This window comes from Enterococcus sp. 9E7_DIV0242, from assembly GCF_002140975.2.
Classification (GTDB): Bacteria; Bacillota; Bacilli; order Lactobacillales; family Enterococcaceae; genus Enterococcus_L; species Enterococcus_L clewellii.
The window spans coordinates 2,044,569-2,069,487 of sequence record NZ_CP147247.1; the positions used below are offsets into that span (position 1 = coordinate 2,044,569).

At 40.2% G+C, this 24,919-nt stretch carries 20 protein-coding genes and 1 riboswitch; of the genes, 2 read left to right on the forward strand and 18 right to left on the reverse strand.

The window, feature by feature from the left end:
- Positions 1-47: 47 nt before the first annotated feature.
- Both A5888_RS09695 and A5888_RS09700 read right to left on the reverse strand, forming a co-directional pair.
- Positions 48-1,817, reverse strand: coding sequence for an ABC transporter ATP-binding protein (locus A5888_RS09695; protein WP_086349905.1), 1,770 nt, complete (start codon positions 1,815-1,817; stop codon positions 48-50).
- Positions 1,814-3,532 (reverse strand): ABC transporter ATP-binding protein, encoded by a 1,719-nt coding sequence (locus A5888_RS09700; RefSeq protein WP_086349904.1) that lies wholly within the window; start codon positions 3,530-3,532, stop codon positions 1,814-1,816. The genes A5888_RS09695 and A5888_RS09700 overlap by 4 nt, the downstream gene beginning before the upstream one ends.
- A gap of 230 nt (positions 3,533-3,762) precedes the next feature.
- Here A5888_RS09700 and A5888_RS09705 point away from each other — a divergent pair, with 230 nt between their 5' ends.
- Complete coding sequence (locus tag A5888_RS09705; RefSeq protein WP_086349903.1) at positions 3,763-4,416, forward strand: TetR/AcrR family transcriptional regulator; 654 nt, start codon at positions 3,763-3,765, stop codon at positions 4,414-4,416.
- Between the two features lie 127 nt (positions 4,417-4,543).
- Here A5888_RS09705 and A5888_RS09710 read toward each other — a convergent pair whose 3' ends face one another.
- The 15 genes from A5888_RS09710 to A5888_RS09780 all read right to left on the reverse strand — a co-directional run bounded on the left by A5888_RS09710 (position 4,544) and on the right by A5888_RS09780 (position 22,090).
- Positions 4,544-4,786 (reverse strand): GlsB/YeaQ/YmgE family stress response membrane protein, encoded by a 243-nt coding sequence (locus tag A5888_RS09710; RefSeq protein ID WP_086349902.1) that lies wholly within the window; start codon positions 4,784-4,786, stop codon positions 4,544-4,546.
- A gap of 54 nt (positions 4,787-4,840) precedes the next feature.
- Positions 4,841-5,368, reverse strand: a complete 528-nt coding sequence (locus A5888_RS09715; protein WP_086349901.1) for an Asp23/Gls24 family envelope stress response protein — start codon at positions 5,366-5,368, stop codon at positions 4,841-4,843.
- A gap of 71 nt (positions 5,369-5,439) precedes the next feature.
- On the reverse strand, positions 5,440-5,634 hold the full coding sequence (locus tag A5888_RS09720) for a DUF2273 domain-containing protein (protein WP_086349900.1): 195 nt from the start codon (positions 5,632-5,634) through the stop codon (positions 5,440-5,442).
- A gap of 14 nt (positions 5,635-5,648) precedes the next feature.
- A complete protein-coding gene (amaP, locus tag A5888_RS09725; protein ID WP_086349899.1) occupies positions 5,649-6,209 on the reverse strand; it encodes an alkaline shock response membrane anchor protein AmaP in 561 nt (186 codons plus the stop codon).
- 231 nt (positions 6,210-6,440) lie between these two features.
- Positions 6,441-7,244, reverse strand: coding sequence for an alpha/beta hydrolase (locus tag A5888_RS09730; protein WP_086349898.1), 804 nt, complete (start codon positions 7,242-7,244; stop codon positions 6,441-6,443).
- A 24-nt stretch (positions 7,245-7,268) separates the two neighbouring features.
- Positions 7,269-8,750 (reverse strand): DHA2 family efflux MFS transporter permease subunit, encoded by a 1,482-nt coding sequence (locus A5888_RS09735; RefSeq protein ID WP_086349897.1) that lies wholly within the window; start codon positions 8,748-8,750, stop codon positions 7,269-7,271.
- 114 nt (positions 8,751-8,864) lie between these two features.
- Positions 8,865-10,052 carry a methionine adenosyltransferase gene (metK, locus tag A5888_RS09740; RefSeq protein ID WP_086349896.1) on the reverse strand — a complete coding sequence of 396 codons (1,188 nt, stop codon included), beginning with the start codon at positions 10,050-10,052 and terminating at the stop codon, positions 8,865-8,867.
- Positions 10,050-10,162, reverse strand: a riboswitch (SMK box riboswitch). (Overlaps the previous gene by 3 nt.)
- Positions 10,163-10,415: 253 nt before the next feature.
- The gene (locus tag A5888_RS09745; RefSeq protein WP_086349895.1) at positions 10,416-10,847 is read right to left on the reverse strand and encodes a hypothetical protein; all 432 of its coding nucleotides are present in this window, start codon (positions 10,845-10,847) and stop codon (positions 10,416-10,418) included.
- Between the two features lie 174 nt (positions 10,848-11,021).
- On the reverse strand, positions 11,022-11,714 hold the full coding sequence (locus A5888_RS09750; protein ID WP_086349894.1) for a DUF1003 domain-containing protein: 693 nt from the start codon (positions 11,712-11,714) through the stop codon (positions 11,022-11,024).
- A gap of 321 nt (positions 11,715-12,035) precedes the next feature.
- A complete protein-coding gene (locus A5888_RS09755) occupies positions 12,036-14,237 on the reverse strand; it encodes an alpha-galactosidase (RefSeq protein ID WP_086349893.1) in 2,202 nt (733 codons plus the stop codon).
- A gap of 28 nt (positions 14,238-14,265) precedes the next feature.
- Positions 14,266-15,093, reverse strand: coding sequence for a carbohydrate ABC transporter permease (locus A5888_RS09760; protein WP_212647215.1), 828 nt, complete (start codon positions 15,091-15,093; stop codon positions 14,266-14,268).
- Positions 15,094-15,107: 14 nt separating this feature from the next.
- On the reverse strand, positions 15,108-16,049 hold the full coding sequence (locus A5888_RS09765) for a carbohydrate ABC transporter permease (RefSeq protein WP_339102049.1): 942 nt from the start codon (positions 16,047-16,049) through the stop codon (positions 15,108-15,110).
- An 84-nt stretch (positions 16,050-16,133) separates the two neighbouring features.
- Entirely contained in the window at positions 16,134-17,399 is a 1,266-nt protein-coding gene (locus tag A5888_RS09770; RefSeq protein ID WP_339102050.1) for a sugar ABC transporter substrate-binding protein, read from the reverse strand.
- A 103-nt stretch (positions 17,400-17,502) separates the two neighbouring features.
- Positions 17,503-18,636 (reverse strand): aldose epimerase family protein, encoded by a 1,134-nt coding sequence (locus A5888_RS09775; RefSeq protein ID WP_086349890.1) that lies wholly within the window; start codon positions 18,634-18,636, stop codon positions 17,503-17,505.
- Positions 18,637-18,811: 175 nt separating this feature from the next.
- Entirely contained in the window at positions 18,812-22,090 is a 3,279-nt protein-coding gene (locus A5888_RS09780) for a DUF5107 domain-containing protein (RefSeq protein WP_086349889.1), read from the reverse strand.
- Positions 22,091-22,223: 133 nt separating this feature from the next.
- Between A5888_RS09780 and A5888_RS09785 the strand changes: the two genes are divergently transcribed.
- On the forward strand, positions 22,224-23,153 hold the full coding sequence (locus A5888_RS09785) for a helix-turn-helix transcriptional regulator (protein WP_086349888.1): 930 nt from the start codon (positions 22,224-22,226) through the stop codon (positions 23,151-23,153).
- A gap of 130 nt (positions 23,154-23,283) precedes the next feature.
- On the opposite strand, the gene A5888_RS09790 is transcribed toward A5888_RS09785, so the two are convergent.
- Complete coding sequence (locus A5888_RS09790; protein WP_086349887.1) at positions 23,284-24,915, reverse strand: peptide ABC transporter substrate-binding protein; 1,632 nt, start codon at positions 24,913-24,915, stop codon at positions 23,284-23,286.
- Between the last annotated feature and the right edge of the window lie 4 nt (positions 24,916-24,919).

The window sequence follows — 24,919 nt, forward strand, 5'->3', positions numbered from 1 at the left end:
AAAAAAAAGAAGCTTAACCCTTTAATATCAAAGGATTAAGCTTTTAATTATTCTAATACAAATTGATTGTGGTATAACTCTGAATAGAAACCATGCTGTTTCAGCAGCTCATGATGATTCCCTTCTTCAATCACTTCACCGTTTCGTAGAACAACGATTCGATCGGCATTCAAAATAGTTTTCAACCGATGGGCAATCACGAAGCTAGTCCGCCCTCTGATCGCTTCATCCATTGCTTTCTGAATTTTCGCTTCTGTCACCGTATCTACATTACTAGTTGCTTCATCCAGAATCAGTAAAGATGGATTGGTCAGAATCGTACGAGCTATACTGATCAACTGCTTTTGCCCCGTACTAAAGACATTGTTTTCTTCAGTGATCTCTGTCTCATAACCTTTTTCAAGTGCAAGAATGAAATCATGAATATTCGCTTGTTTTGCCGCCTCAAAAACCTCTGCATCGGTTGCCTCTGGTTTACCAAAGGATATATTTTCTTTAATTGTTCCGGAAAACAGTACAGAATCCTGTAGCACAATCCCGACATGGGAGCGCAGACTACTCAACTCAATTTCTCTGATATCTGTTCCATCAAAAGTAACTGAGCCATTATTTACATCATAAAAACGATTCAGTAAATTCATGATTGTCGTTTTCCCAGAGCCCGTAGGTCCGACGAGTGCAACCATTTCGCCCTTGTTTACATTGATTGATACATCTTTCAGAATCGGTACATCGGAATCATAACCGAAATCAACATGATTTAATGAGACGGACTCATGAACACCAGTGATTTGCTTACCATTTTCAGGATCAACTTCATCAGGTTCATCAAACATTTCATTGATTCGACGCGCCCCTGTTACAGCGAGCTGAATCATGCTGTAGCCGGAAGAAATCTGCATCAATGGCTGATAATACTGTTGAGAGTATTGGACAAACATAACGATCAAGCCCAGACCTGCTGCGCGTTCCACATCGCCATTCAGCGCCAACCAACCACCAAAGAAAATCACGATTGCTGTGTTGACTAATGACATTCCCTGCATCATTGGAAACAACAGACCAGAATAAACCTGGCCCTTAAACGTTGCTTCTCGAACCTTTTTATTATGCTTAACAAAACCATCAATCGTTTCTTCCTGTAACCCATAGGTAATGATCACGCGCTGGCCGCTGATTTTTTCATCCATATAGCCATTCAGTTTTCCGACTTCGTCCTGTTGAATATCCACATATTTTCTTGCTTTTTGAATAATTACTACAGCTATCAAAACAGCTACCGGTGTAGATGCTATCGTTGCCCATGCTAGTTCAACGTTTTGTCGGAACATCATAATCAATACACCGACAATCAGTGCCACATTCGTTAGCACTTGCAACAGCGCCTGATTCAGACTATTTTGGATATTATCCAAATCACTGGTAAAACGGCTTAATATCTCGCCATCCTTATGAGAATCAAAGAAACGAATCGTCAGCTTTTCTAATTTATTGAACAAACCGATTCGCATACGATTCGTTGATTTTCCTACTACTTGAGTAAAGAGGATACTGTAAACAAAGTTCGCTGCACTAGTCAATACATAGAATATCAATAGCTTTTGAATTACATTGATAAACGCACTCTTATCATCGACTCCCTGGCTCAGAGCAAACACATACTTGGTCAGCTCTTCAATGGCTTCTCCAATAAACTGTGGAGCTTTTACCTGTAGATAGGTAGCCGCAATGATTGTAATAAAAATAATCAGAAAGGACAGCTTGTACTTCTTCAGATAATGATAGAAGAATTTACTTGCTTTAATCAAATCAGTCATTCTACCTCATCCTTTCCCCGTTGTGTTTCATAGATTTCTTTATACACCTCATTGTTGACAGACAGCTCTTTATGCGTCCCTTCGCCAACAAGATGCCCTTTATCCAGCACCAGAATACGGTCAGCATTCACAACAGATGAAATCTTTTGTGCAATGATAATCGTCGTGGTATTTCCTAAATCATTTTCTAGCGCCTCTTTCACAAGACTTTCTGACCGTGCATCCAACGCACTGGTACTATCATCCAAAATCAAAATTTTCGGTTCTCCAATGACCCCTCGAGAAATCGATAATCGCTGTTTTTGACCACCGGAAAAATTCGTGCTTCGCTCCTCCACTGGTGCTTCATACTGTAACGTTAATTTTTCGATGAATTCTCTTGCCTGTGCAATTTGTGTTGCTCTCGTCATATCCTCTTCATCTGCACTCTGTTTCCCATGGCGCAGATTCTCAGAAATCGTTCCCGAGAACAGAATAGCTTTTTGCAAAACAAAGGACACTGCCTTACGCAAGCTATGCTCATTGACATCATGCAAGTCGACTCCACCGACCTTTACATGTCCTTCGGTTGGATCGAACAATCGAGGAATCAGCTGTGCCAAGGTAGATTTACCCGCACCTGTTGCACCAACGATCCCAATCTGTTCACCTGGTTTAATAGTGAACGAAACATCCTTTAATGTATCTGCATCATCTCCCGGATAACGGAAGCTCACATGCTCAAATACAACACTGCCATCCAATTCCTGTTCCGGAACATCTGGATAAGTAATCGCAGGAACAGCATCCATGATTTCTTTGATTCGTTTGATTGAAACGGCCGCACGAGAAGTCATCATCATCATCATTCCGCCGATAATGATTGCCATCATGATCTGCATTAGATAGTTCATGAATGACGCAATCCCACCGATTAATGTTGGATCATCCTTTGCCAGATCGCTGACAAAGAAAATCGCACCTGCAACAGCTAGATTCGCAACTAGCATAAAAGAGGGAATCATTACTGAAAACAAGGTTCCAACAATCACATTGTGCGTCGTCAAATCGTCGCTGACTTTGCTAAAACGTGCCAACTCATTTTTTTCCTGTACAAAAGATTTCACTACTCGAATCCCGAGCAGATTTTCTTTTGCTAAACTATTGACCTTATCGATCAAATTTTGAATAATCATAAAATGCTTGCCCATTTGAGAAAAAGACAGCATCGTGATAATAATAACTGCAACGACAAGCAACACAATGATCCACCATAATTGTGGCAATGTCGTCATCGCCAAAGCAAAGCTTCCGATAAAAAGAATCGGTATTCTAAATAATGACTGTAAGGCAATCATTATCGCATTTTGAATTTGGGTAATATCGTTTGTCAATCGAACTACTAGATTTCCAGCAGAAAACTCTTCGATATTCGCAAATGAAAATGTCTGTATTTTGCGGAAAGCTGCTTCTCGAATATCTGCACTGACTCCTTGTGCAACTTTCGCAGAAAATATCGTATTAAAGACTCCGGCAATCAGACCCAAGCCTGCGATAGCGATTAAATAAATCCCTAAAGAATTCATTTGTTCATTATCTTCTTTAATAATTGCTTCCAGTACTTGTTGCAACAGTTTTGGCTGCCATAAAGCAGACATGACCATGATTACTACTGTAAATAAAGCTATCGCAGTTTCTTTTTTGTATTTTTTTACATGGTCCATAACAATAGTCATTTTATCCCCTACTTCCCATTTTAACTGGCCTGTTTCCCCTAATCAGGCAACCCTTTTATTAACTGGGGAATGTGTTATGATAAATAGGAACAGACGACCCGCGAGACACAAGCGGATCGTTTGATAGCTACTTATTTAACAGTGTAAAACAGACTGACCCATAATTTACCATATTATATGGAGTAAATTCAAGTCATTTATTTAAAATTCAGACTAAAGGATGAAAAAATATGGATACTAAACTCTCTCGAGAAAAAATTATCGAGGCTGCCTTTCAACTCTTAGAAGAAACACCGGATATCGAAAAATTATCCATGCGCAACATCGCTAAAAGGATTGGTGTTCAAGCTCCTGCCTTATATTGGTATTTCCAAAATAAACAGGCTCTTCTACAAAGTATGGTGGACGAGATCGAGCGCCATTTTGAGACACCGGAAAAATCAGCAAATTGGAAACAGACAATCTTCTCTTATATGGAAAACTACTACGAGCTGTACCAGCAGTTTCCTTGCTCTATTGAAATCGAAATGAGTACTATTCCTTCTTCATCACTTCGTCTGACACGTTACAATGACTTGTTAGGCATTTTGCGTTCTGCAGGTTTTTCAGTAGAATCCAGTTTTACAGCAATTAACGGTCTTCAACATTTACTATTTGGTCTACTAATAGATGTATCAAAGGAAAAACAGCTATACAAAAAAATCTTCGATGGCGATAAGTACCTGAATCAGCAGGTTGTCTTGATGAAACAATACGTTACCGACAATCAGCTTACACACGTGGAAGAAAGCTTTGCTTATCGTCAACAAAAGAAACAAAAAGATACCTTCAAACGAATGATTACTTTATTCCTAGATTCGCTAGAAATAGATAAGCCTAAATAATGCTCATCAATAATTTATACAGTAATAAGCAAGGCCCCCATCAAGTCATACATTTGATGAGGGCCTCAGCCATTCATAGAGTCTTCCTAGACTCTATGAATAAATCTATTCTTCTATACCTGTCTATCTACTTTCTTCCAACAAAGAAAGAAACAACCGCTACTAGTATCACGGCTCCGATAATGGATGGAACCAATGCCATGCCTGCTAGGCTAGGTCCCCAACTGCCAAGTAATGCCTGGCCGATAGCTGAACCAATCAACCCAGCGGCAATATTTGCAATCCATCCCATCGATCCGCCTTTATTTGTAATTGCACCCGCAATCACACCTATCAATGCTCCTACTAAAAGTGACCAAATAAATCCCATGTTCTTTTCCTTCTTTCTTCTATTCTTTACTTAATGATAACCGACTAAACGAACTTATTGAACGCGCGGTTCCATCTGTTCTTTTGCTTTATCGGTTCCTTTATTAATTGCTTTTTTTGCTTTATCTGTTTGATTAGAAGCAAATTCACCAGTGCTTTCAGCCATATTTCCTACTCTATCCTGAACCGTTACAGAGTCTTTTTCATATTGCTCTCTGGTTTTGATGTCTACAACATTCACATTGACTTCAATCACTTCTAGACTTGTCATTTTGCGAACTTCTTCAACAATCAACTTTTGAATATCAGTGAACAGTTTAGAGATATCCTTGCCATATTCAGCAACAATGTCTAAATCAACAGCAACTTGTTTCTTGCCTACTTCTACATCGATCCCAGAAGTCACATTGTCTGTATTCACTAATTTTTCTGCAATGTTAGAAAAGAATCCTCCATCAACTGTGAGTAGGCCATCAATATTTTCCAAAGCAATTCCAATGATTTTTTGAATTACTTTATCATCATACGTTAGTTCGCCTTTTACCTCTTGTACTGGTGTTGTTACTGGTTTAGTTGTATCCATTTTCTTTACCTCCTGATTTAATTTATTTAGTATAATAATATTATATTATAACCATTCCAATATTAAAATTATTATGATTTGTCGTTGAAAAGGTTTTGGAGCAGTCCGGAGTGATGTAAGTAGAAACCTACATAAATCCCTGCCAGGGTTAGAATAAGGATCAAAAGTGTTTTAAAAAATCCTACTGTGAGAAACAAAATTGCTAAAATAAAGCCGCTCAGCCCACCGATAATCGACCATTTGTACTTTTCAAAAATCTCATTCATCTTTATTCACCTCTCTACTCAACTCTGGATTTTTGCTCTTTTTTTCCCACATAATCGACAAAATCAACAACAATGTCAATTGGTCGATCCTTTACTCCTAAAAGCGATTGGATATCCGCTTTAATGTCAGCAAGCATCAACTCCGTACTAGGCACGATTCCGCTGTAAGCCTTAAAGCGCCCAAAGATATTGACCACGATTTTATTCTTCGTCATCTTAACCTTGATTTTTGGCTGCTGTATAAATTGTGCTCGATCCAAATTTGCAGCAACGTAGCTTTCAATACTCTTTCTTTCAATCTTTAGCTCGCCATGTTCCTCTTTAATGGTCACCGTTTTTTCCTTTTTTGGTAAAAAGAGGACTGCGAAAAAAGCACCCACCAATAGCACAAACAAAATGATACTTGCCCAAAACAAGTATAGATTGAGCGCAGGATGGATAAATAAAGAGTAATTGGGATACGCCAATGGCAATGAAAGAACCGTTGCCTGATTATTGAAGAGGATCAATGGTGCCAAAAGTGTCAGCCCAATAAGAATGATTAAACACAATACAAACTTGTTAAATTTATTCAACGTCTCTCCCTCCAATCACAATAAATAAAATTTTACTTTACATATTTAATTGTAAGGAGCTTGGATTTCTTTTTCAAAAGTAATGCACTTTTATTTTTTAAGAAATAAAAAAAATACGCGGAACGCCTTGTTACAGACATTCCGCATATTAACTTCTTAGTAATTTATTTTTTACTGACCAGGGACCCTCGAACATCGATTCTCCATTCATAAGTGAAAGTACTCTCAGGTTTATCCTGTTATCTCTGATTTTTCAATCGGTAGCCACGCAATAACTTTCTGAATCCATTGATCCCAAAAAGCCCAATCATGGTTCCCAACGGCTGTATCAAAGAAATGTGAGACACCTGCTTCAGTCAAACGTTTTGAAACATCTTGGCTGGCGTGAAGCAACGGGTCTTGTTCTCCACACGCAAGAAATAGCTGAGGTAGCACACACTCCTCTTGAAGTGCTTTTTCCAAAAGAAAAACCAGATCATGTTCAGACTCTTTGAACTTATTCAAAGGACCAAACACCCCTTCCCAATAAGCTTCTTTACGAAGAAGCAATAAATCTTCCACTCGTGCACCAATATTCAACGGGCCTGACAGAGAAGCAATTGCTGCAAAACGCTCTGGTTGAAGTAGACCTAGCTTAAATGCGCCATAACCACCCATCGACAATCCAGCTGCAAAAGTTTTCTCTCTTTTCCGACTCAATTGAGGAAATAGCTCGTGACAAATCTCCGGTAATTCCTCTGACAGAAAAGTCCAATACTTCATATCATATTGTGTATCTGCATACCAACCTAAATCAGTCGATGGCATAATGACCGCCAAGCCTAAATCAGACACGTAGCGTTCTATGTTGGTTCTTCTTTCCCATACGCTATGGTTGCCACCCATCCCATGCAGTAAGTAGAGGACAGGGACATCCTCATTCCTTCCTGTCGTGCTAGTCCCGATTAGTTTTTCTGTACGCTGTGGAAGTATCACGTTCATCATGACTTCCATCCCCAACACATTTGAATAAATATTTGCCTGTAAAAATGCCATTATGATCCCTCACTTTTTATCATGTTATCTTATTTTAACATGTTTCGTTGTACTTGGTCGTGATAAAAACAGGATCAGTAAAATCGACAAGACAATCAATAGAAGCCCTACAACAAAGACTGTATGCAAGCCGGAATACAGAATTCCTCTTAAAGGCTTTAGAAGCTCACTGGAAATTTCAGTTGCTGTATGCGGATTGACTAGCTGATTCATGATACCAGCCTCCACTTTCAAACTGCTTTGCATCAGATTTGAGGTCATCACTGAATTCAACAGAACACCAAAAATGGAAATCATTACCGTTTGACCAACGGTTCTTGACAAGGTATTAAAGGATGTTGCAACACCAACCTCACTATGTGGCACACTGTTTTGAGCTGTCACAGTCGTTGTTGTGATCGTTATCCCGAAACCAATACCCATTACAGCTGAGATGACAAAGAATAAATAGACTGGAGCTGAGACAGGAACAAAAACTAAACATGCTCCTCCGAATAAAATAACACTCAAGCCAATCATTAAAACTCTTTTTACTTCTGCTCTTTCAAGCAAATTACTGGCAGCAAAAGAACCCATCATCCATAAAACGGACATTGGTGCCAAAGCCAAGCCACCCAAACCAGCTGCAGTACCTAAAACACCTTGCAGCCACATCGGGATATAAACCTCTACTCCCATTAGAAATCCACTAGTCAACGCTGCAATCAAATTGACAAATACAAAGGTTGGATTTTTAAATAGATGAAGAGAAATGACAGGATCTTTCGCACGTTTTTCAACCGTAATAAAGCCTGCTAAAGCAAGGACTGACCCAATAAAGAAACCTAAAATTTTAAGTGAAAATCCGTTGTCTCCAATCATCTGAAAGCCTAACAGCAACAATAACAGGGAAGCCATAAGCAGCAAACTGCCAATAATGTCCATTGGTTTTGCTTCCTTTTTTCGCTTAGGTTCAATGAGATAGACTGAAATAAGGAATAATAATGCCAGACCAATAGGAACATTTATGAAGAATATCCAATGCCAACCAATCGTATCTACGATAAATCCTCCCGCTAAAGGACCGAACACACTGGCAACACCCCAAGCAGCACTGTTCAAACCTAGTATTTTTGCTCGTTTTTCCATTGGATAGATATCCGCAATAATCGTCAAAGCCACTGGCATTACAGCCCCAGCTCCAACACCTTGAATAGCTCTGGCAATAATCAAGGTTTCCATATTTGGTGCAAAGCCACAAAGGGATGAACCGATAATAAAAATAGAAATGCCAATCAGAAAAACCGGCTTTCGTCCAATCTTATCTGCCAATTTCCCATAAATTGGTGTGAGCATCGCATTGGTTAGTAAATAGATAGAAAACACCCAATTCATGATTTCCATTCCTTGTAACGAACCAACAATCGTCGGCATCGCAGTTGAAACGATGGTTCCTTCTATCGCTGTCATAAATGTCGCTGTAAAAACACCGAATGTTACCAGCTTGATATTAGTTTGTTTTTCCATAACACATCTCCTCTTAACTATTAAGCAAATATTCTAGACCATATTTTAGCTATTCCGGTAATTTTGAGCAAAGAAAAAGAAGCGCCCTGTCAACTAACTAACAGGGCCGCCTCTTTACTCCTCTAAACTTGCTTTCAGAGCTTCGACTTTATCTGTCTGCTCCCAAGGAAGTTCAATATCTGTACGACCAAAATGTCCATATGCTGCTGTTTGTTTATAAATCGGCCGACGTAAATCCAACATCTCAATTATACCTGCCGGGCGTAAATCGAAGTTTTCACGAACAGCTTTGATCAGCTTGCTTTCAGCAATCTCACTTGTTCCAAACGTATTAATGGAAATAGAGACTGGTTGCGCTACGCCAATTGCATAAGCCAGTTGGACTTCAACCTTCTTCGCTAATCCCGCAGCAACAATATTTTTAGCAATGTAACGTGCTGCATAGCTTGCTGAACGATCGACCTTTGTTGCATCTTTTCCAGAAAATGCACCGCCACCATGTCGGGCATACCCGCCGTATGTGTCAACGATGATTTTACGACCTGTTAAACCGGCATCGCCTTGAGGACCGCCAATCACAAATCGGCCCGTCGGATTGATGAAATATTTTGTTTCTTCATCCAACCATTTTTCCGGTATCACTTCATTTATCACATGTTCTTTTATATCTTTTTGAATCTGCTCAAGCGTGACATGCTCATCATGCTGAGTACTAATAACAATTGTATCTATACGTTTCGGCAGTCCTACTTCGTCATACTCGACAGTCACTTGAGATTTAGCATCTGGACGAAGATATTTCAGTGTTCCTGCTTTTCTCAGCTCTGCCAGACGCCGAACGAGTTGATGACTTAAAGAAATAGGTAACGGCATTAATTCCGGTGTTTCGTCAACTGCAAAACCAAACATCAAGCCTTGGTCTCCAGCACCGATTTCGTCCTTTTCATCTGCATCACCACGAACTTCTAAAGCTTCATCCACACCTTGTGCGATATCTGGTGACTGCTCATCGATCGCCGCTAGTACAGCAACAGTTTCACCATCAAAGCCATATTTCGCCCGTGTATAACCGATATCCTTAACGGTTTGACGAACGATTTTCTGGATATCCACATATGCCGATGTGGATATTTCACCAAAGACTAATACCAGCCCTGTTGTTACAGATGTTTCGCAGGCCACTCTGGCTTTTGGGTCCTGTTCCAAAATTGCGTCTAATATCGCATCACTAATCTGATCTGCGACTTTGTCAGGATGCCCTTCTGAAACGGATTCTGATGTAAATAAATGTTTCTCTGTCATAATAATGTATTCCCCCTAATCAATATTCGGTTACAAGGCATCTTTGTCTAAAAATCTGAGTATAGACAACTCATCTTCTCAGCAAATCCTTTCGGGAACTTGTAACGATACCAGTATAGCAAACTATCTTGAAAAAAGCTCATTTTATCGTCAAATAAGCGGTAATTATTTCTTAATGACCAAAAAAGTATTTTATTCCTCCAACTTTTTCAAAATGATTGAAGCATCGCCTTTTTCTGTAACTACAATAGCAGATGCCTTTCATAAATTTTCTTGCCACTTAAAATTCTTTGATATAAATAAAAAAGAGGAAACTGTCCATGAAAACAGCCTCCTCAAAGTTTTGATAATAAAATAATGACGTTACATCTTGTGTACACTGTGGGCACTTTCTATACCGCCGCACGCTTCTTTGCACGCTTGATTGATTAGTTCAAAAGACGACCGAATCCCACTTTGACCTAAATTATACTTGACGATATCAACGACCTCACACTGTTCATCCATTGCATCCAACCACAGGTAAACTCCTTGTTTGTACTCATCCAAACCTTGGCATAGTAACAAAGTTGCCGCTTTTTCTCCATAAGGGTTCAGTACTTTCCTAAAATTCGAATCTTCAACAAACAAACGGTTGATATTATTCCTGCAAAAGATGTAGGTGTCTCTCTTTTTTCTGTCTGCAGTTAGCTTATATCCCTCTTGCTGAATTTCCTTGGAAATCGTTGCGAAAATTTCGTTATATACCTCTACCCTCTGCATCACTGATAGAACTGTATCTGTATAATCAAACATAAAGCTCTCCCCTTCCAAGCAAGTCAAACGAACTGCTCATAATGTTATTATAAGGGCAAAACAAGAAATCTATCAAGTAATATGGTCGCTCTCACAGAGAAAAATCATATAAAAATTTAAATAAACTGTTATTTTATTATTAAAAAAATAAGCAAAATCATATGTTTTTCCTCTTTATTTGTCTTTTTCTTTGACATCTGCAATCTGTTCTTGAAGTTCTCCTAATAATTCCAACTGAATGTTTTGAATTTCCACCAAATGTTGCCATTGTTCATTCAGTAAATAGTCCAACTTTTCATGCAACAGATTTATTTCAATCTCTGCTTTCAAATTGACTTTATAGTCGTTTTCCGCTTGTTTTCGATCCCTCTCCTCCTGCCGATTTTGACTCATCATAATGATTGGCGCTTGAATAGCTGCCAGACAGGAAAGTGCCAAATTCAATAAAATGAACGGATACTTATCAAAAGGCTGAAAGAAAACAGCCACTGTATTCAGTGTGATCCATGAAAGCAACACAATGATGAATAAGAAAATGAACGGCCAGCTCCCACCAAATTTTGCAATACCATCGGCTGTCTTCTGCCCTAACGTCAACTTTTCAGCAATCGTCTTATTTAAATTATCAGCGACAACCTCATTATCCTTCAGCTGTTTCTCAATCAACTCATTCAATTGTTTACTTTTCAAGGATTCGTTTTTTAACAATGAACGCACATACTCTAAACGATAGCTTAAGAGCTGCGGATAGCTTATACATGATTCCTCTGTCAACTGTGGCTGACTCGTCAAAATAAAGGTCCGAATCTCCTGCTCTATATCTACTACTTTGATTTTTTCCAGCTTTTCCACTTTTCTTTTCGTCATTTTGTTCAACTCCTCTGACTCTTTTTCCCTTATCTTAGCTGTTCTTGTTGATTTTCGATACTAATACGACCTCTTTTGCTAAATAGAAATCGGTCCCTTCTGCCCCAACGCAACCTTTTCTGTTCTGTCACTGATCATCAACTTATTACCGAAGAGAGCTAGCTCGTGAAGCTAGGCATTGTTCTGAGTTTTCCCCTTAATCCTTTATTTCACTAGAGTCTCACCTTCAAAATTTTATGATCCTTTATAGTTAAAAAGAGAAGTCAGGCTCTATCATAGAGACTGCTTCTCTTAACTAAATCTATATTCCTCTTACCTCGGCTACTGCTCTTCTTTTATTGCTTTGATTTCCAGCTTCAAAGCAGTGAAGTCTCCTGACAGTCGATGCCCTAGATACAAGCCAAAGTTCATCAGCTCTTCTCCAGAAAGCTGCTGTCCCTCGACCTTATAAAGCATCGTCGGATTTAGACCAGTCAAACGAATTTTTTTCAATGGCTTTGAAGCCTGAGATAAAATCTGAAAGACCATCACAACTGCGTGAGAACGATCTTTGTCAACAAACATCCAGCTGCCGTAGTTTCCACTATAGGGATTTTCCAAACGGTAGAAGCTACCAAACTGGATCAGTTGCCTATTGTCCTGATACCACTGGATATATGCTTTGATTGCTTTTAAATCCTCCGCAGACTTTTCCTCCAGATTCATCATCAAACCAAAATTTGCAGATAATGCGACAAGTGCTCGTGTCTCCAGTTCTGTTATTCGGCCGATTTGATGGTTTGGTGAGTCTGACAGCTGTGCGCAAGTCATGATCGGTGGAAAAATCATACTCGTACTATATTGTATTTTCAGACGTTCGATAGCATCAGTATTATCACTAGCCCAGCTTTGCGGCATATAATAACACATGCCCGGGTCAAATCGCCCGCCACCACCAGAACAGTTTTCAAATAGGATTTCAGGGTAGCGAACAGTCAATTCCTCTAACACTTCATATAGCCCCAATATATATCGATGCGCTGTTTCCTGTTGCTGTTTCGATGAGCGGCCATGCGAGCCAACCTCTGTCATATTTCGATTCATATCCCACTTGATATAGCGAATCGGCACTTGATCCAGAATCGTCGTCAACTGCGCCATGATTGCCTCACGAACCTCTTTTCTACTGAAATCAAGAATTAGCTGATTTCTGCCTAAAGAAGTTGGGTAGTTCTCAACATGCAGATGCCAGTCTGGATGGGCACGAAACAGGTCACTTTGCTCTGAAATCATTTCGGGCTCCAGCCACAAACCAAATGTCAATTGCTGTTCTTCCACCTTCTTGTTTAATCCAAGTAAGCCATCCGGCAGCTTTTCTCTATTTTCTATCCAATCACCTAACGAGGTCGTATCAGAGTTTCGTTGACCAAACCAACCATCATCCAAAACAAAAAGCTCAACACCGATTGCTCTAGCATCAATTACCAGCTTCATCAGCTTTTCTTCATTAAAATCAAAGTATGTTGATTCCCAATTATTGATTAAAACCGGACGTTCTTTGTCTCTGTGGCCCCCCCTTGCCAAACGCTCTCTATACAGATGATGGAAATGCTGGGACATCCCGTTGATTCCTTGATCTGAGTAGACCATGACTACCTCCGGCGTTTGGAAGGTTTCTTGCGGCTCTAATTGCCAGCAGAAATTGAACTCATTGATTCCAGCCAAAACGCGAGTCTGTTCATATGTGTCTACTTCAACTTTCATGGTGAAATTACCACTGTATACAAAATGAAATGCTCTAACTTCTCCGCTATGCTCTGTTGTTTCCGGTGAGACTAATGCCAGAAACGGCTGTTGGGTCACTCCGCTGGCTCCACGCTTACTATTCAATACGTGTTGTCCTTGTATCAAACGATTTCGTCTTAACTGTTTTTCTTTCGCCCAAGCACCCGGCATTTGAATCAGATCATAGTCGGAATCTGGCATATCCAGACACATACTCAGCGCTTTGTTTAGAGAAATAGCTTGTTCACCATAATTTCTATACTGAACAGATTTTGTCAACACGGAATAGTTTTTGAAAATCGTATACGTAAGGACGATTTCCAGCTTCCGGTTTTCGTCAGTTAAAATGATCTCCAATGAATCGGCTTCTTCATTAGCCTCAACATAGGTGGCAGGTAACCCCTTCAACTTCTTCTTTCCAGACGATATCCGATGTTCTTTATAACTCAAACTAGTTGCTTTCGTTCCGTCAGGATAGGTGATATCCACCATCCCTTCTCGATAATCACCAGTATCATAGCCGGGAAATTCCTGCAATACCGTATCTAATGAAAACCCGCTGTTTGACAGCTCATAAGGGTTAGGAGAAAATGACGATCGATCGACCCTTGGATACACTAGCCTTTGCTGAAATGTTTCCAACCGTTTTCCATAATAAACCTGTAACAGATGATTTTCCTCAGTTATTTCCATGATGTAGCTGAAATAATCATTTTTTAAATGAAATTGCTTTTTTGATTCACTGAACTCAATTCCCATCAGTAAATATGCTCCTTTCTTCTCTCCCTTAATTTTTAGATCCTGTTGAGGCAACGCCTTGGATAAATTGTTTTTGGAAAATCAAGTATAAGATGATCATCGGTACTGTTGCCAATACAGCCCCTGCCATCAATTGCGGATAATTCGTCGTATATTGCCCTTGAAGTAAAGCAAGTCCGGAAGACAACGGCATCTTATCCGGTGAGCTGTTTACGATCAGCGGCCACATCAAATCCTTCCAAGCAAAGAGTGCTGTAAAGATCGATAATGAAATCAAGGGGGCTTTTGCCAATGGCAGCATGACCTTTAGAAATATCTGTCCATAGTTACAACCATCAAGAATCGCTGCTTCTTCGATTTCTTCCGGTACGCTCATAAAGAACTGGCGCATCAGGAATGTGCCAAAGGTGCTGGCAATCCCCGGAATAATCAACGCCATTAGGGTATTGGTCAACCCGGCCTTTGAGATCAATAGGTATTGAGGCAAAATGAACACCTGTCCCGGAACCATCATTGGCAGTAAAACCAGCAGAAATAAAATATTCATTCCTCTCACCTTGATTCGGGCAAAGGCATAGCCGGCCATGGCACTAAGAATCGTTGATGTAATCACACGTGCAATAACCATTACTACTGTATTAAAGAAAAATTTAGGGAATGGCAGTGCCTGCCAAACATCAGAATAGTTTGTCAGCTGCCAGCTATCCGGCAGGATTTTTGGTGGAAAGGTCAGAGACTCTGTCAAGGTCTTGAACGAGGTCAAAATGCTCCATATAAAAGGAAAAACCATAATGATTGCACCAATACTCAAACAAATATAAATAATGAAATAACCGTTTCCGCGCTTCTTATTCATTGTCATCCGCCTCCTCATTTGTAATGTACCCATTTCTTTTGCAGCTTCATCTGGACTGCGGTACATACCAAAATTAGTAACAGAAGTAACACAGCAATTGTCGCACCATAGCCCTTATTGTTCGCATCAAAGGTCTCACGATAGAACAGATACACAATAGATTCAGCAGATTTCAATGCCGGATTCTTTTTATCAACCATCATAAAAATCGTATCAAAAACCTGTAATGAACTGATAAATGTTGTAGTGACAACAAAGAAGAGCGTTGGCGACAACATGGGGATCGTAATATTGAAAAACTGGCGAATCGGTCCAGCACCGTCCATTTCTGCTGCCTCATAATAGGTTTTAGGTATATCCTGCAGCCCCCCCAGTAAAATGATCATGTTGTAGCCAAGCGCAGACCAAATACCGACAATCATGATTGCGATTAAGACCACATTGTTGTCGGCAATCCAGTTCGGACCTGAGATTCCCACCAAAGATAACAAATAGTTGATCAAGCCGGAGTCATAGTTGTACAGCCAACGCCAGACCATCGCAACAGCCGCCGGTGCCGAAACAACAGGGATAAAATACAGCACGCGAAAAAATGATTTGAACTTAATCTTACTATTAAGAAACACTGCTGTTACAAGAGACAACGCAGTGCCTACCGGTACAGTAACAATCGTATAGACAAAGGTATTCCATAGTGCTCGTCTTAAATCAGGGTCTTGGAATGCCTTGATATAGTTATCAAACCCGATCCACTTAGGCTGTCCAAGCCCTTTGATCTGGTTGAAGCTGAAGTAAATCGACTGCATGATCGGCCATACATTCATGACACAGACATATAGAACCGTCGGCAAAATGAAAAAGCCCGCCCACATCATTTTCTGTCTCTTTAAATTGGACAGTGAATTCATAAGAAAATCCCCTTTTTTCAGAAAGAGGCTGCTAAATTTTTCAATCATTCAGCAGCTCCTTCCTGTTTATTTTTCAGAGACTGCTCAGTTGCAGCTTCTGCTGTCATCTAGTAAAACGAAACCTACCAGCTTTTACTCGTTCAGAGCCTCATCTATTTCTTCTTGAATTTGTTTTGCCATCTGTTTGCAGCCTTCCTCAACCGTCAATTCTTTACTAAATATCTTCAGAATATATTCCTGTTCCGTTTTTGCCCAGGCATCACGTGTTGAAACATGCATCGAATTGTGACCGTAAGCTTCGGCATCAACGAATACTTGTGCGTTAATATCCGGGAAGGTTTCTACCCATGGTTGTTGTGTATCCTTCAACGCTGGAATTGCTGCGCCTGATTCTGCCTGAAGTAGGTTCGCTTCTTCACCTGCCATGAAATGTACAAATTTCCATGCAGCATCCGCATTCTTGGTGTTCGCAGAAATTGCATACCCCATACCGGAAGACACACTGCCTCGATCAACATTTTTCGGCATTGGTGCAACATCAATATTCAAACCATCGATTGCTGTGTATTCACTGGCCATCCATGAACCTGCGATCATCATAGCTACTTTTCCAGATTCAAAGTATTGATCCGGTGTCGTATTCGCCTGGTCAGAAGCTGTTGGAGAATAGCCTTTATCAATGAAAGATACGCCATACTTGATTGCTTCCACCGTTTTCTTATCATTCAACATAATTGTTTTTCCATCTTTGGAAATCAAGTCTGAACCGTTTTGCCAAACCAGATTGTACCAGAAGTTCTGTCCATCGGGTTGAGCGATCATTCCGTAGACACCAGCATCTTTATCCGTCAGCTTTTCAGCTGCTTCCATCCAAGTATCCCAAGTCCAAGTGTCATCTGGATATAATACGCCAGCTTTATCAAACAGATCTTTGTTATACCATAATCCCAACGTGCCATAGTCCTTTGGTATCGCCAGCTGTTGCCCATCCACAGAAAACCCATCTACAATGTATTCTGGAAATTGAGACATATCCAGTTCACTTTCTTTGATTTGATCATTTAAATCAAGGAGTGCTTCTCCACTGGCAAAATTATATACTTGGTCCGGATGCATCCAGAAAACATCAGCCATATCTCCACCAGATGCGGATGCCTGAAGTTTCGTCCAATACTGATCCCACGGAGTTACTTCTACCTTTACTTTGATATCTGGATTTTCCTTGGTAAACGCTTCTGCCATTTTTTCCATCCCCGGCTGCTGATTCTTATCCCAAATTTGAAAAGTAAGGTTTGTGTCTCCGGAAGACTCTCCACCGCCTGAGCCACAAGCCGCGAGTATTCCAACAGTTGCTGCTGCCGTCATTCCAAAAGCCAGCTTTTTAAGTATTGGTTTCATCATTCATCCATCCTTTTTCATTTGTTGGTGTTTCTCTATGAATCCAGTATAATATAGCGCTTCCATTTCTAGAATGGACGATAAATCAGAAAGATAGACTTTCTTACACTGAATCGTCCAATAAATCAAATGACCATTCTGTCCAGCTTGATACGATTTCTCCCTTTTCGAGCACAACACTCGATTTACCTCCTAGCGCCATCCCCTCTTCATACAGCTCTTGTGTTTCCAGCGCAATGCCTCCATGAAAAGCTGGATCACCACTAGTTTCAAAATGATTCCCAGTATAGCAGATCACATAAGAATTGGTGGTTTTGATGCGTAATTGCCTGCCTGATTCAGGATGACAAAGGGTAATAGGTGCGGATTGAGCATCGGCTACTTCTTTCAAAAAGATTGGATGATTCAGTCCATTTTCTTGTACTATCTGATGATTTTCACTTTCAAAAACACTAGTCAATCGAGCGGTCTCGTTGAAATCAAAATCCGTTCCTGTAGAGTCAATGAGCGGATAAACAGGGAGATGCACTTGATTCAAAGAAGCATAATAATCGCTGGATATTTTTAAATAATGGTTTGCAACGTTCTTTTCTCTCCCACCTGATAAATTAAAATACGTATGATTCGTTGGGTTAAGCAACGTATCCTTGTCAGCAACTCCCCGATAGCAGATCTTGATCCGCTGATCTGCAAAAACAGTATAACTAATTTCCATAGCCAAGTTCCCTGGGTAGCCTCCTTCTCCATCTTCAAAGGTATGAGAGAAAGTAACTGTGACCGCCGTCTCTTCCTCCACCACTTCATAAATCCAATGGGTCGTATCAAAACCCTTATTTCCCCCATGGAGATGATTTTCCCCCTCATTTTTTTCTAAATCAAGCCGCTGCCCATTAAGAAGATACTCCCCTCCCGCTATTCTACCTGCACAACGCCCAACCGATGCACCCAAGAAACCGCGTTCCGTCAAGTAGCTCTGTTTATTAGAAAAATTCAAAACAATATTTTCCAATTTTCCAGTCCGATCAGGTAAGCAGAGCTCTGTGATCGAAGCCCCATAGCTGAACAGCTCCACAGAAAAATCTGACTTGCTAATTTTGATTGTGCTTAGCTTTTCACACTCATACATCTCTTCAATTATTTCTACAACAAACTCTTGCTTTTTGATGATTGTTACCAGCCTTTCCAAATTTTTTTCAATCAATGGTTTTGCTGAATAGCTAAAATCAACAATTAACACGTATTAGTGCCTGAACAAGTATAGCATTGACTTGATATTCTTAGTAGCTGCTATACTAGCAATACAGTTAAGTTGCTGATCCGTCTATTTCAGCTAATAGAACAATAGCCTAAAAGAGCTGTCCTTTGATATGATCACACAAGGGCAGCTCTTCTGTTCTAGACTTCTCCTATTTTTAGACCTTTTGTTCAATCATCGATAGGTGTCGAATGGCACCTTGATGATCAGGTACTTCAAGTAAAATCGCCTGTAACAGCTCTTTCGCTTTTTCATTTTCCTTTAGGCCGATGTTTCCCAATGCAATGAGGTAACGGCAATAGACTTGATTATTTTTTGTTAAATCATTCTTAAATACAACTGTTTCCGGCATAGACACAGCAAAGAAATCATAGACTACCTCATCAAACAAATGTTTTTTACCATAGCGGATCAATTGATAGTAACAGCTTCGGGCTGCCTCCATACGACCAAGCGCTTCATGAGCCAGACCACGGTATAAAATCGAATCGGCCGGCTGATCATAATAGTACAATACACTTTCTGGCTCATTTTCACCACAACTTGCCAGCTCATAGTAATGTGTTGCCTGTTGTCTATCTTCAAGATACTCATAGGCTTTTGCAATATAGTAGTTGGATAGATTGTCTTCTACATTCGGCAACTTACCTTCACCCAGATTTTCAGGATAAGTTTGTGATTCCAACAAACAGTCGATCGCTTGTTGCGGCTTATCTTTCAACAGCTCCTTGGCTTGTTCGATCAAGCTATACATATATTGGGCACTGACTTTACCTTCGCCCCCTTCCCATGGATGGAATCGATGAGCGTTTAATAAATCTAATGCTTCCTTATACCGTTTCTGGTCATTCAATAAACTGATGTATACAATAAATAGATCGTCTCGATAAGTCGTTGTCTCCATTCGAGATTCAAGGGTAGCCAATCTTTCACTGACACTAATTCCAATTTTTTGAGCAACTAAGTCTCTCTCCATCAAAATACGGGCATCTGATGGATCGCTATCTGACGCCTGCTTGATCAGCTTCCATGCCTGCGGCAAATCATCCAGCTGATTGAAGTAAGCAAAAGAAAGATTCCGGAATACTGTTGGAAACTCTGACAGTTGTTCCTTGCTGTTTTCCCATAGTTGGATTGCTTCTTCATATCTGCGCTTATCATAGAACAGATTCCCTAAATAATACGAAGCATATCCAGTCTCATTCGGCAATAGAGCAATAGCTGTCTGCAAAATATGGATCTCTGCTAATTTGTTTGGGAAACAATAATCCGGGCAGCGTTTTTCTGCTTGGCGTATGGCAGCAAGAGCCTTGTCCGCTTCTCCCTGTTCATGGTAAAAATATGCTTGATAATAAGCAACCAGCGGCGAATCTGATGGGCATTCCATTAGAATAGTCTGAGCCTCATCGTACAGCCCAAAATGATAGTAGTCCAGTGCCAGCTCCAAATAATTATTCAAGCTGTTTCTCATCACCTTATGCCAACCAGTGCTCTGATCAAGTAAGTATTTTTCAAAATGACTGGCTAAGTCCAGTGGGTCGATCATCAACGTCGCTGTTACCCATGCTGTCGAATCAATGCCGAGCTTGTGTTGAATCGCTGTTTTCAACGCTCTTGCTCGCATATTATAGCTATTACGGACTAAGGACTTCTCAACAAAATCCATGGCCTCCGACAGATTTCCCCGTCTCATTTCAAAGCAAGCCAGTTGGAAAAATGCGGCACTTTGTGTATCGGCATTCCAAGTCGCCTTGTAAAAGCTATCATAGCTTTCTGGATAGTTCCCAAGTTGCAGTTGAACCAAGCCTAAATTAAACAACGGTTCTCCGTATAAGGGATTCGGTGATTTCCATTTTTGCTTTTGAACAGCTTGCTTCAGATAAATGAGACTCTTTTCGAATTCGCCACGTTTATAAAGGAACATACCGTAACCGTTATTGAGACGAATATCCTCTTGATCACGCTTCAAGCCTTCAAGGTAATACGCTTCTGCATCAGAGGTGGCATGGCGGTATTGCTCGATATGAGTAGCCGCTAGAAACAGTTCTTCTGTTGATTTGAGCTTTTCTGGTATCGGCAGCTCTTCAGCTGGATCTGGTAATTCCTGTTCCTTTTTTGTAAATCCTTGATACGCAACAAGCAGTTGGTTTTCCTGATCAACCACTTGGATTTCAAATTGTTCATCAAATACTGCAGCAGTGACTCCTGTTTTATTTTGTTGATAGCTTTCAGGTGATAAATCTGCTGTTTCGCTATACAACAGTTCTTTATCCCTGAAAATCCTAATGGTTGCTTGTGGCTGTTCTTGCGTACAGTACACCGTATAATTGATTTCTCCATCAATGATCTCGACATTGATTGCGCCTAGGACCGTCGCGTTCTTCACACGCCCAACCCCTTTGTATGGCATGAAATATTGCTTAAATTCTTTCTCTTCGTATGGCTTCAACCATGTAAAATCTGGTTGATTATCGGTAAAGACACCTGTCATCAGCTCGACATATGGACCGTCATCATCCGTTAGATTTCGATCCCACGCCTGACCGAAATCGCTGTTTCCCCAAACCCATTGCTTTTTTCCGGGAGAAACATGATGGTCGGCAACATGCAGTAATCCAGCCTGCAATTGTTCATCATAGTTTCCAATGAAATCATAATCTGAATGATAAGCCATGTAGGAAGTTGGGACCTTGATATTCTTATACTTAGAAATATCGACACCTGCTGAGTAATCATACTTATAGTACGTTCCTGTAGCAATTGGAAAATCTGATACCGCTCTTTTTCCATGATCCATTACAGCATGAACATCCGGTGGAAAAACAGATACGGTATGATCGTTTGCTGGAACAGCTGGATTAGCCCACCATAAAAAGGTCTGTGGAATGTCTGTTCGATTATACACTTTCCCTGTTATTTCAATGTATGCCTTATCAGGATATAGTGTAAATCCGGCCATTCCTTTTGTCCCGTACATTTGATCGATTTCACTGACCCATACTGTTTGACTGCCATCCTCATTCTTTGTTATTTGATATTCAGTTGGCATGAATGTTGTTGGTCGATGGTGCTGCGGCCAATTGAATTCAATGCCTCCAGATATCCACGGACCAATCAGTCCGACAAGTGCGGGCTTGATCACATGATTGTAGTAAACAAAATCATAGTTATTGGTTTTATCCAATGCACGTTGGATCCGTCCGCCTAATGTCGGCAAGATCGTTACCTGAAGATACTCGTTTTCCAAAATCACTGCCGGGTACTCAACTTCCGTTTTTTCATCAAAAATTTTCTCAGTGATTGGCAACGGGTATACTTTTCCGCTACTCCCCTGATACACGCGCTTCTCAAAGAAAAGTGGGTTTTTATCTGGTTCAGAAGTTAAATATGTGGGAATGACTAATTCTTTTTCAATTGCAGTTACTTGTCCCTTCAACTTTGATTCCTCCTATCGATTTGTTAGCTTCATCATAATATGACAGCACTTTCAAAAAAATAGGTTAAATCAATCAATCATGGACTATATTATTCTCTCTTGCTATAATGCTAAATTATAGGAGGCAACATTTATGAACTTTATCAAGAAAAAGGACGGATTCAAGGATGAGCGGCATATTATTATTCCTTATGATTCATCATCCCAGCTAACAACTCATCCCTTGATTTCCAATACCTTTCTATTAGAGCTTGGTTACTATCCAAACGCCAAATATCACTATCGAGAACGTTCAAATGGCGTGGATGAATATATTTTGATTTACTGTATAGATGGTAAAGGTCATGTGGAACTGACGACCGGACAAGCCGTAACGCTGCAACGAGGAGATATTTTCTGTATTCCTAGAAGAACTGGACATTATTATTATTCTGACGAGCAGGATCCTTGGTCGATCTTATGGATGCACTTCAGTACCGATTTCGCCGATATCTTTCATTTGAATGATAAAAAAATGGTTGAGGTTCGTTCAAAAGAAAAAAACTCCCTGTTGCAAAAACACTTCATCGACCTGTTCGATCTTGGAGAAACTGTCAGCTCTTTTGAAACGGTCATCTGTATGTCTCAGCTGCTGAAACTGATTCTATCTGAAATTTACTTTTTGAAGGACCACCTGACTGCTGATCAGCAAAATATCTACCTGACGAAGAGCATTCGCTATATGCATGAACATATTGAACAAGAAATCACCTTAAATGATCTTGTTGCTCATCTCAAAATATCCGCAAGCTATCTTAGCTCTTTATTTAAACGATATACTGGAAAATCACCCATTGATTATCTGATTGAAATGCGCATTGAACAAGCCTGTAAATATCTAAAGCTGTCAAAACTAAAAATTTATGAGATTTCCAAAAAGGTGGGATACCAAGACCCTTACTACTTTTCTCGAATCTTTAAGAAGCTCATGCACATGTCACCAAAGGAATACCGCGCTAAAAATCAATTGACTCAAGACTTCCATGATAGCGCTGCCCCCGATCTACCTCGGACGGAGAATTAATCCTTACCTATAGCTAAAGAAATCAGAACAGGTTGCTCACTCCAAAAGCAATACGGGTTTCATTTACACAGCAATAAAAGACCTGTAGAACAAAGTAAGCTCGTTCTACAGGTCCTTTATTTATCCTATTCTATTTGTCTTTGTACACATTTTTCAACGTTAGCGGTGCAGCAAATGTATGATAGTTCAATCCATTGACATTTTCATTTTGCATAACAGACTGCTGATTTTGACTAATAATGATCATTCCTGCAGTTGTCTCAAGCACCTCTTTTTCAGCTGCAATCAATGTTTCCCAACGTTCTTCCGGATCTAAAGCATATTTCGTTGAAGCATCATCCAACAATTGATCATACGTCGGATTTGAATAATTACGGTCATTTCCAGTATACAGCATCTTCAAAGTAGAGATCGGATCTTTGTAATCAGGTGTCCAATAAATCAAAAACATGTCGTAATCACTTTCTCGTCCAAAGTTTAATGCAGTTTCTGTTGGCAAAGCTTTGACATTGACTGTCAATCCATCGAATAATTCCTGCAAGGTTCCTTGGATACTCTCACCCATCTTCTTATAAGAACCATCATCTGTTACCATCAGTTCCAGAGTCACCTTATCACCCAGTTCAGCCTGTGCCTTCTTCCAATAATCTACTGCAGCATCTTCATCATAGGTCATCAAGTCTCCAGCCTCTGCTCTAAAGTCCTCGCCTGTTTCCGGATTTGATACAAAGCCTTCTGTCACTGCCCCATATAAAGGTTTTGAGCCATCGGCGATAATATTGTTTACTAATGTTTCTTTGTCAATTCCAAGAGCGATAGCTTTTCTCAGATTCTCATTCTTAAGGGGCGTATCTTTTCCAGCGCGTTTCTGATTCAACCGAATATAGTTCATCGTTGCTGTTGGATAAGAATGGAAGTTTTCGTTATTTTGGTTTTGCTTCGCGATTTCTCCAGTGATTGTCGCTACATCTAATTGGCCATCTTCAAACAAGTTCAAGGCAGTCGATGCTTCTTTTATCACCTCATAGTGAATCTTATCAGATTTCACATTCTCTTTATCCCAATACTTATCATTTTTCACAAGATCCCAGCTCATATCCGTTTGCTTCCAATTTTCCACAATAAATGGTCCATTGTACACAACGTCTTCACTCGTTGTACCGTATGCATTTCCATACTCCTCCACAGCCTTTTCATTTTGTGGGAAAAAAGTTGGAAAAGCCAGCAATGAAGTGAAATATGGCTTGGCATCAGTCAGCTTGATTTCCAATGTATAATCATCTAATGCTTTGACGCCTAGTTCATCTGGTTCTATTTCTCCATTGGATATCTCAGCGCCATTCTCGATCGTTTCGACAACTAGAAAGCTGTAGACTAAGCCATTTGCCGGATCAATCATTTTTTTCCATGCATATTCAAAATCATGTGCCGTCACTGAGTCATCATTACTCCAAACCGCGTCTTCTCTGAGCTTGATTGTATATGTCTTACCATCCTCTGAGATTTCCGGCATTTCTTCAGCAACTGCAGGAACCACTTCGTCCTCCTCATTCAGCGCATACAAGCCTTCAAAAGCGGCAGTTTGAACGATGGCATCTGGAAAATCCAACATGACCGATGTATTCAGTGACGTCAATTCTGATGCAGACATCAATTGTAGTGGTGTTGTTTCCTTCGCTTCTTTCTTATTCTCATTCCCGGAACAGGCAGTCAGCAATAGACTTGCTGCAACTACTCCTGTTATGATCAATTGTTTTTTCATTCAC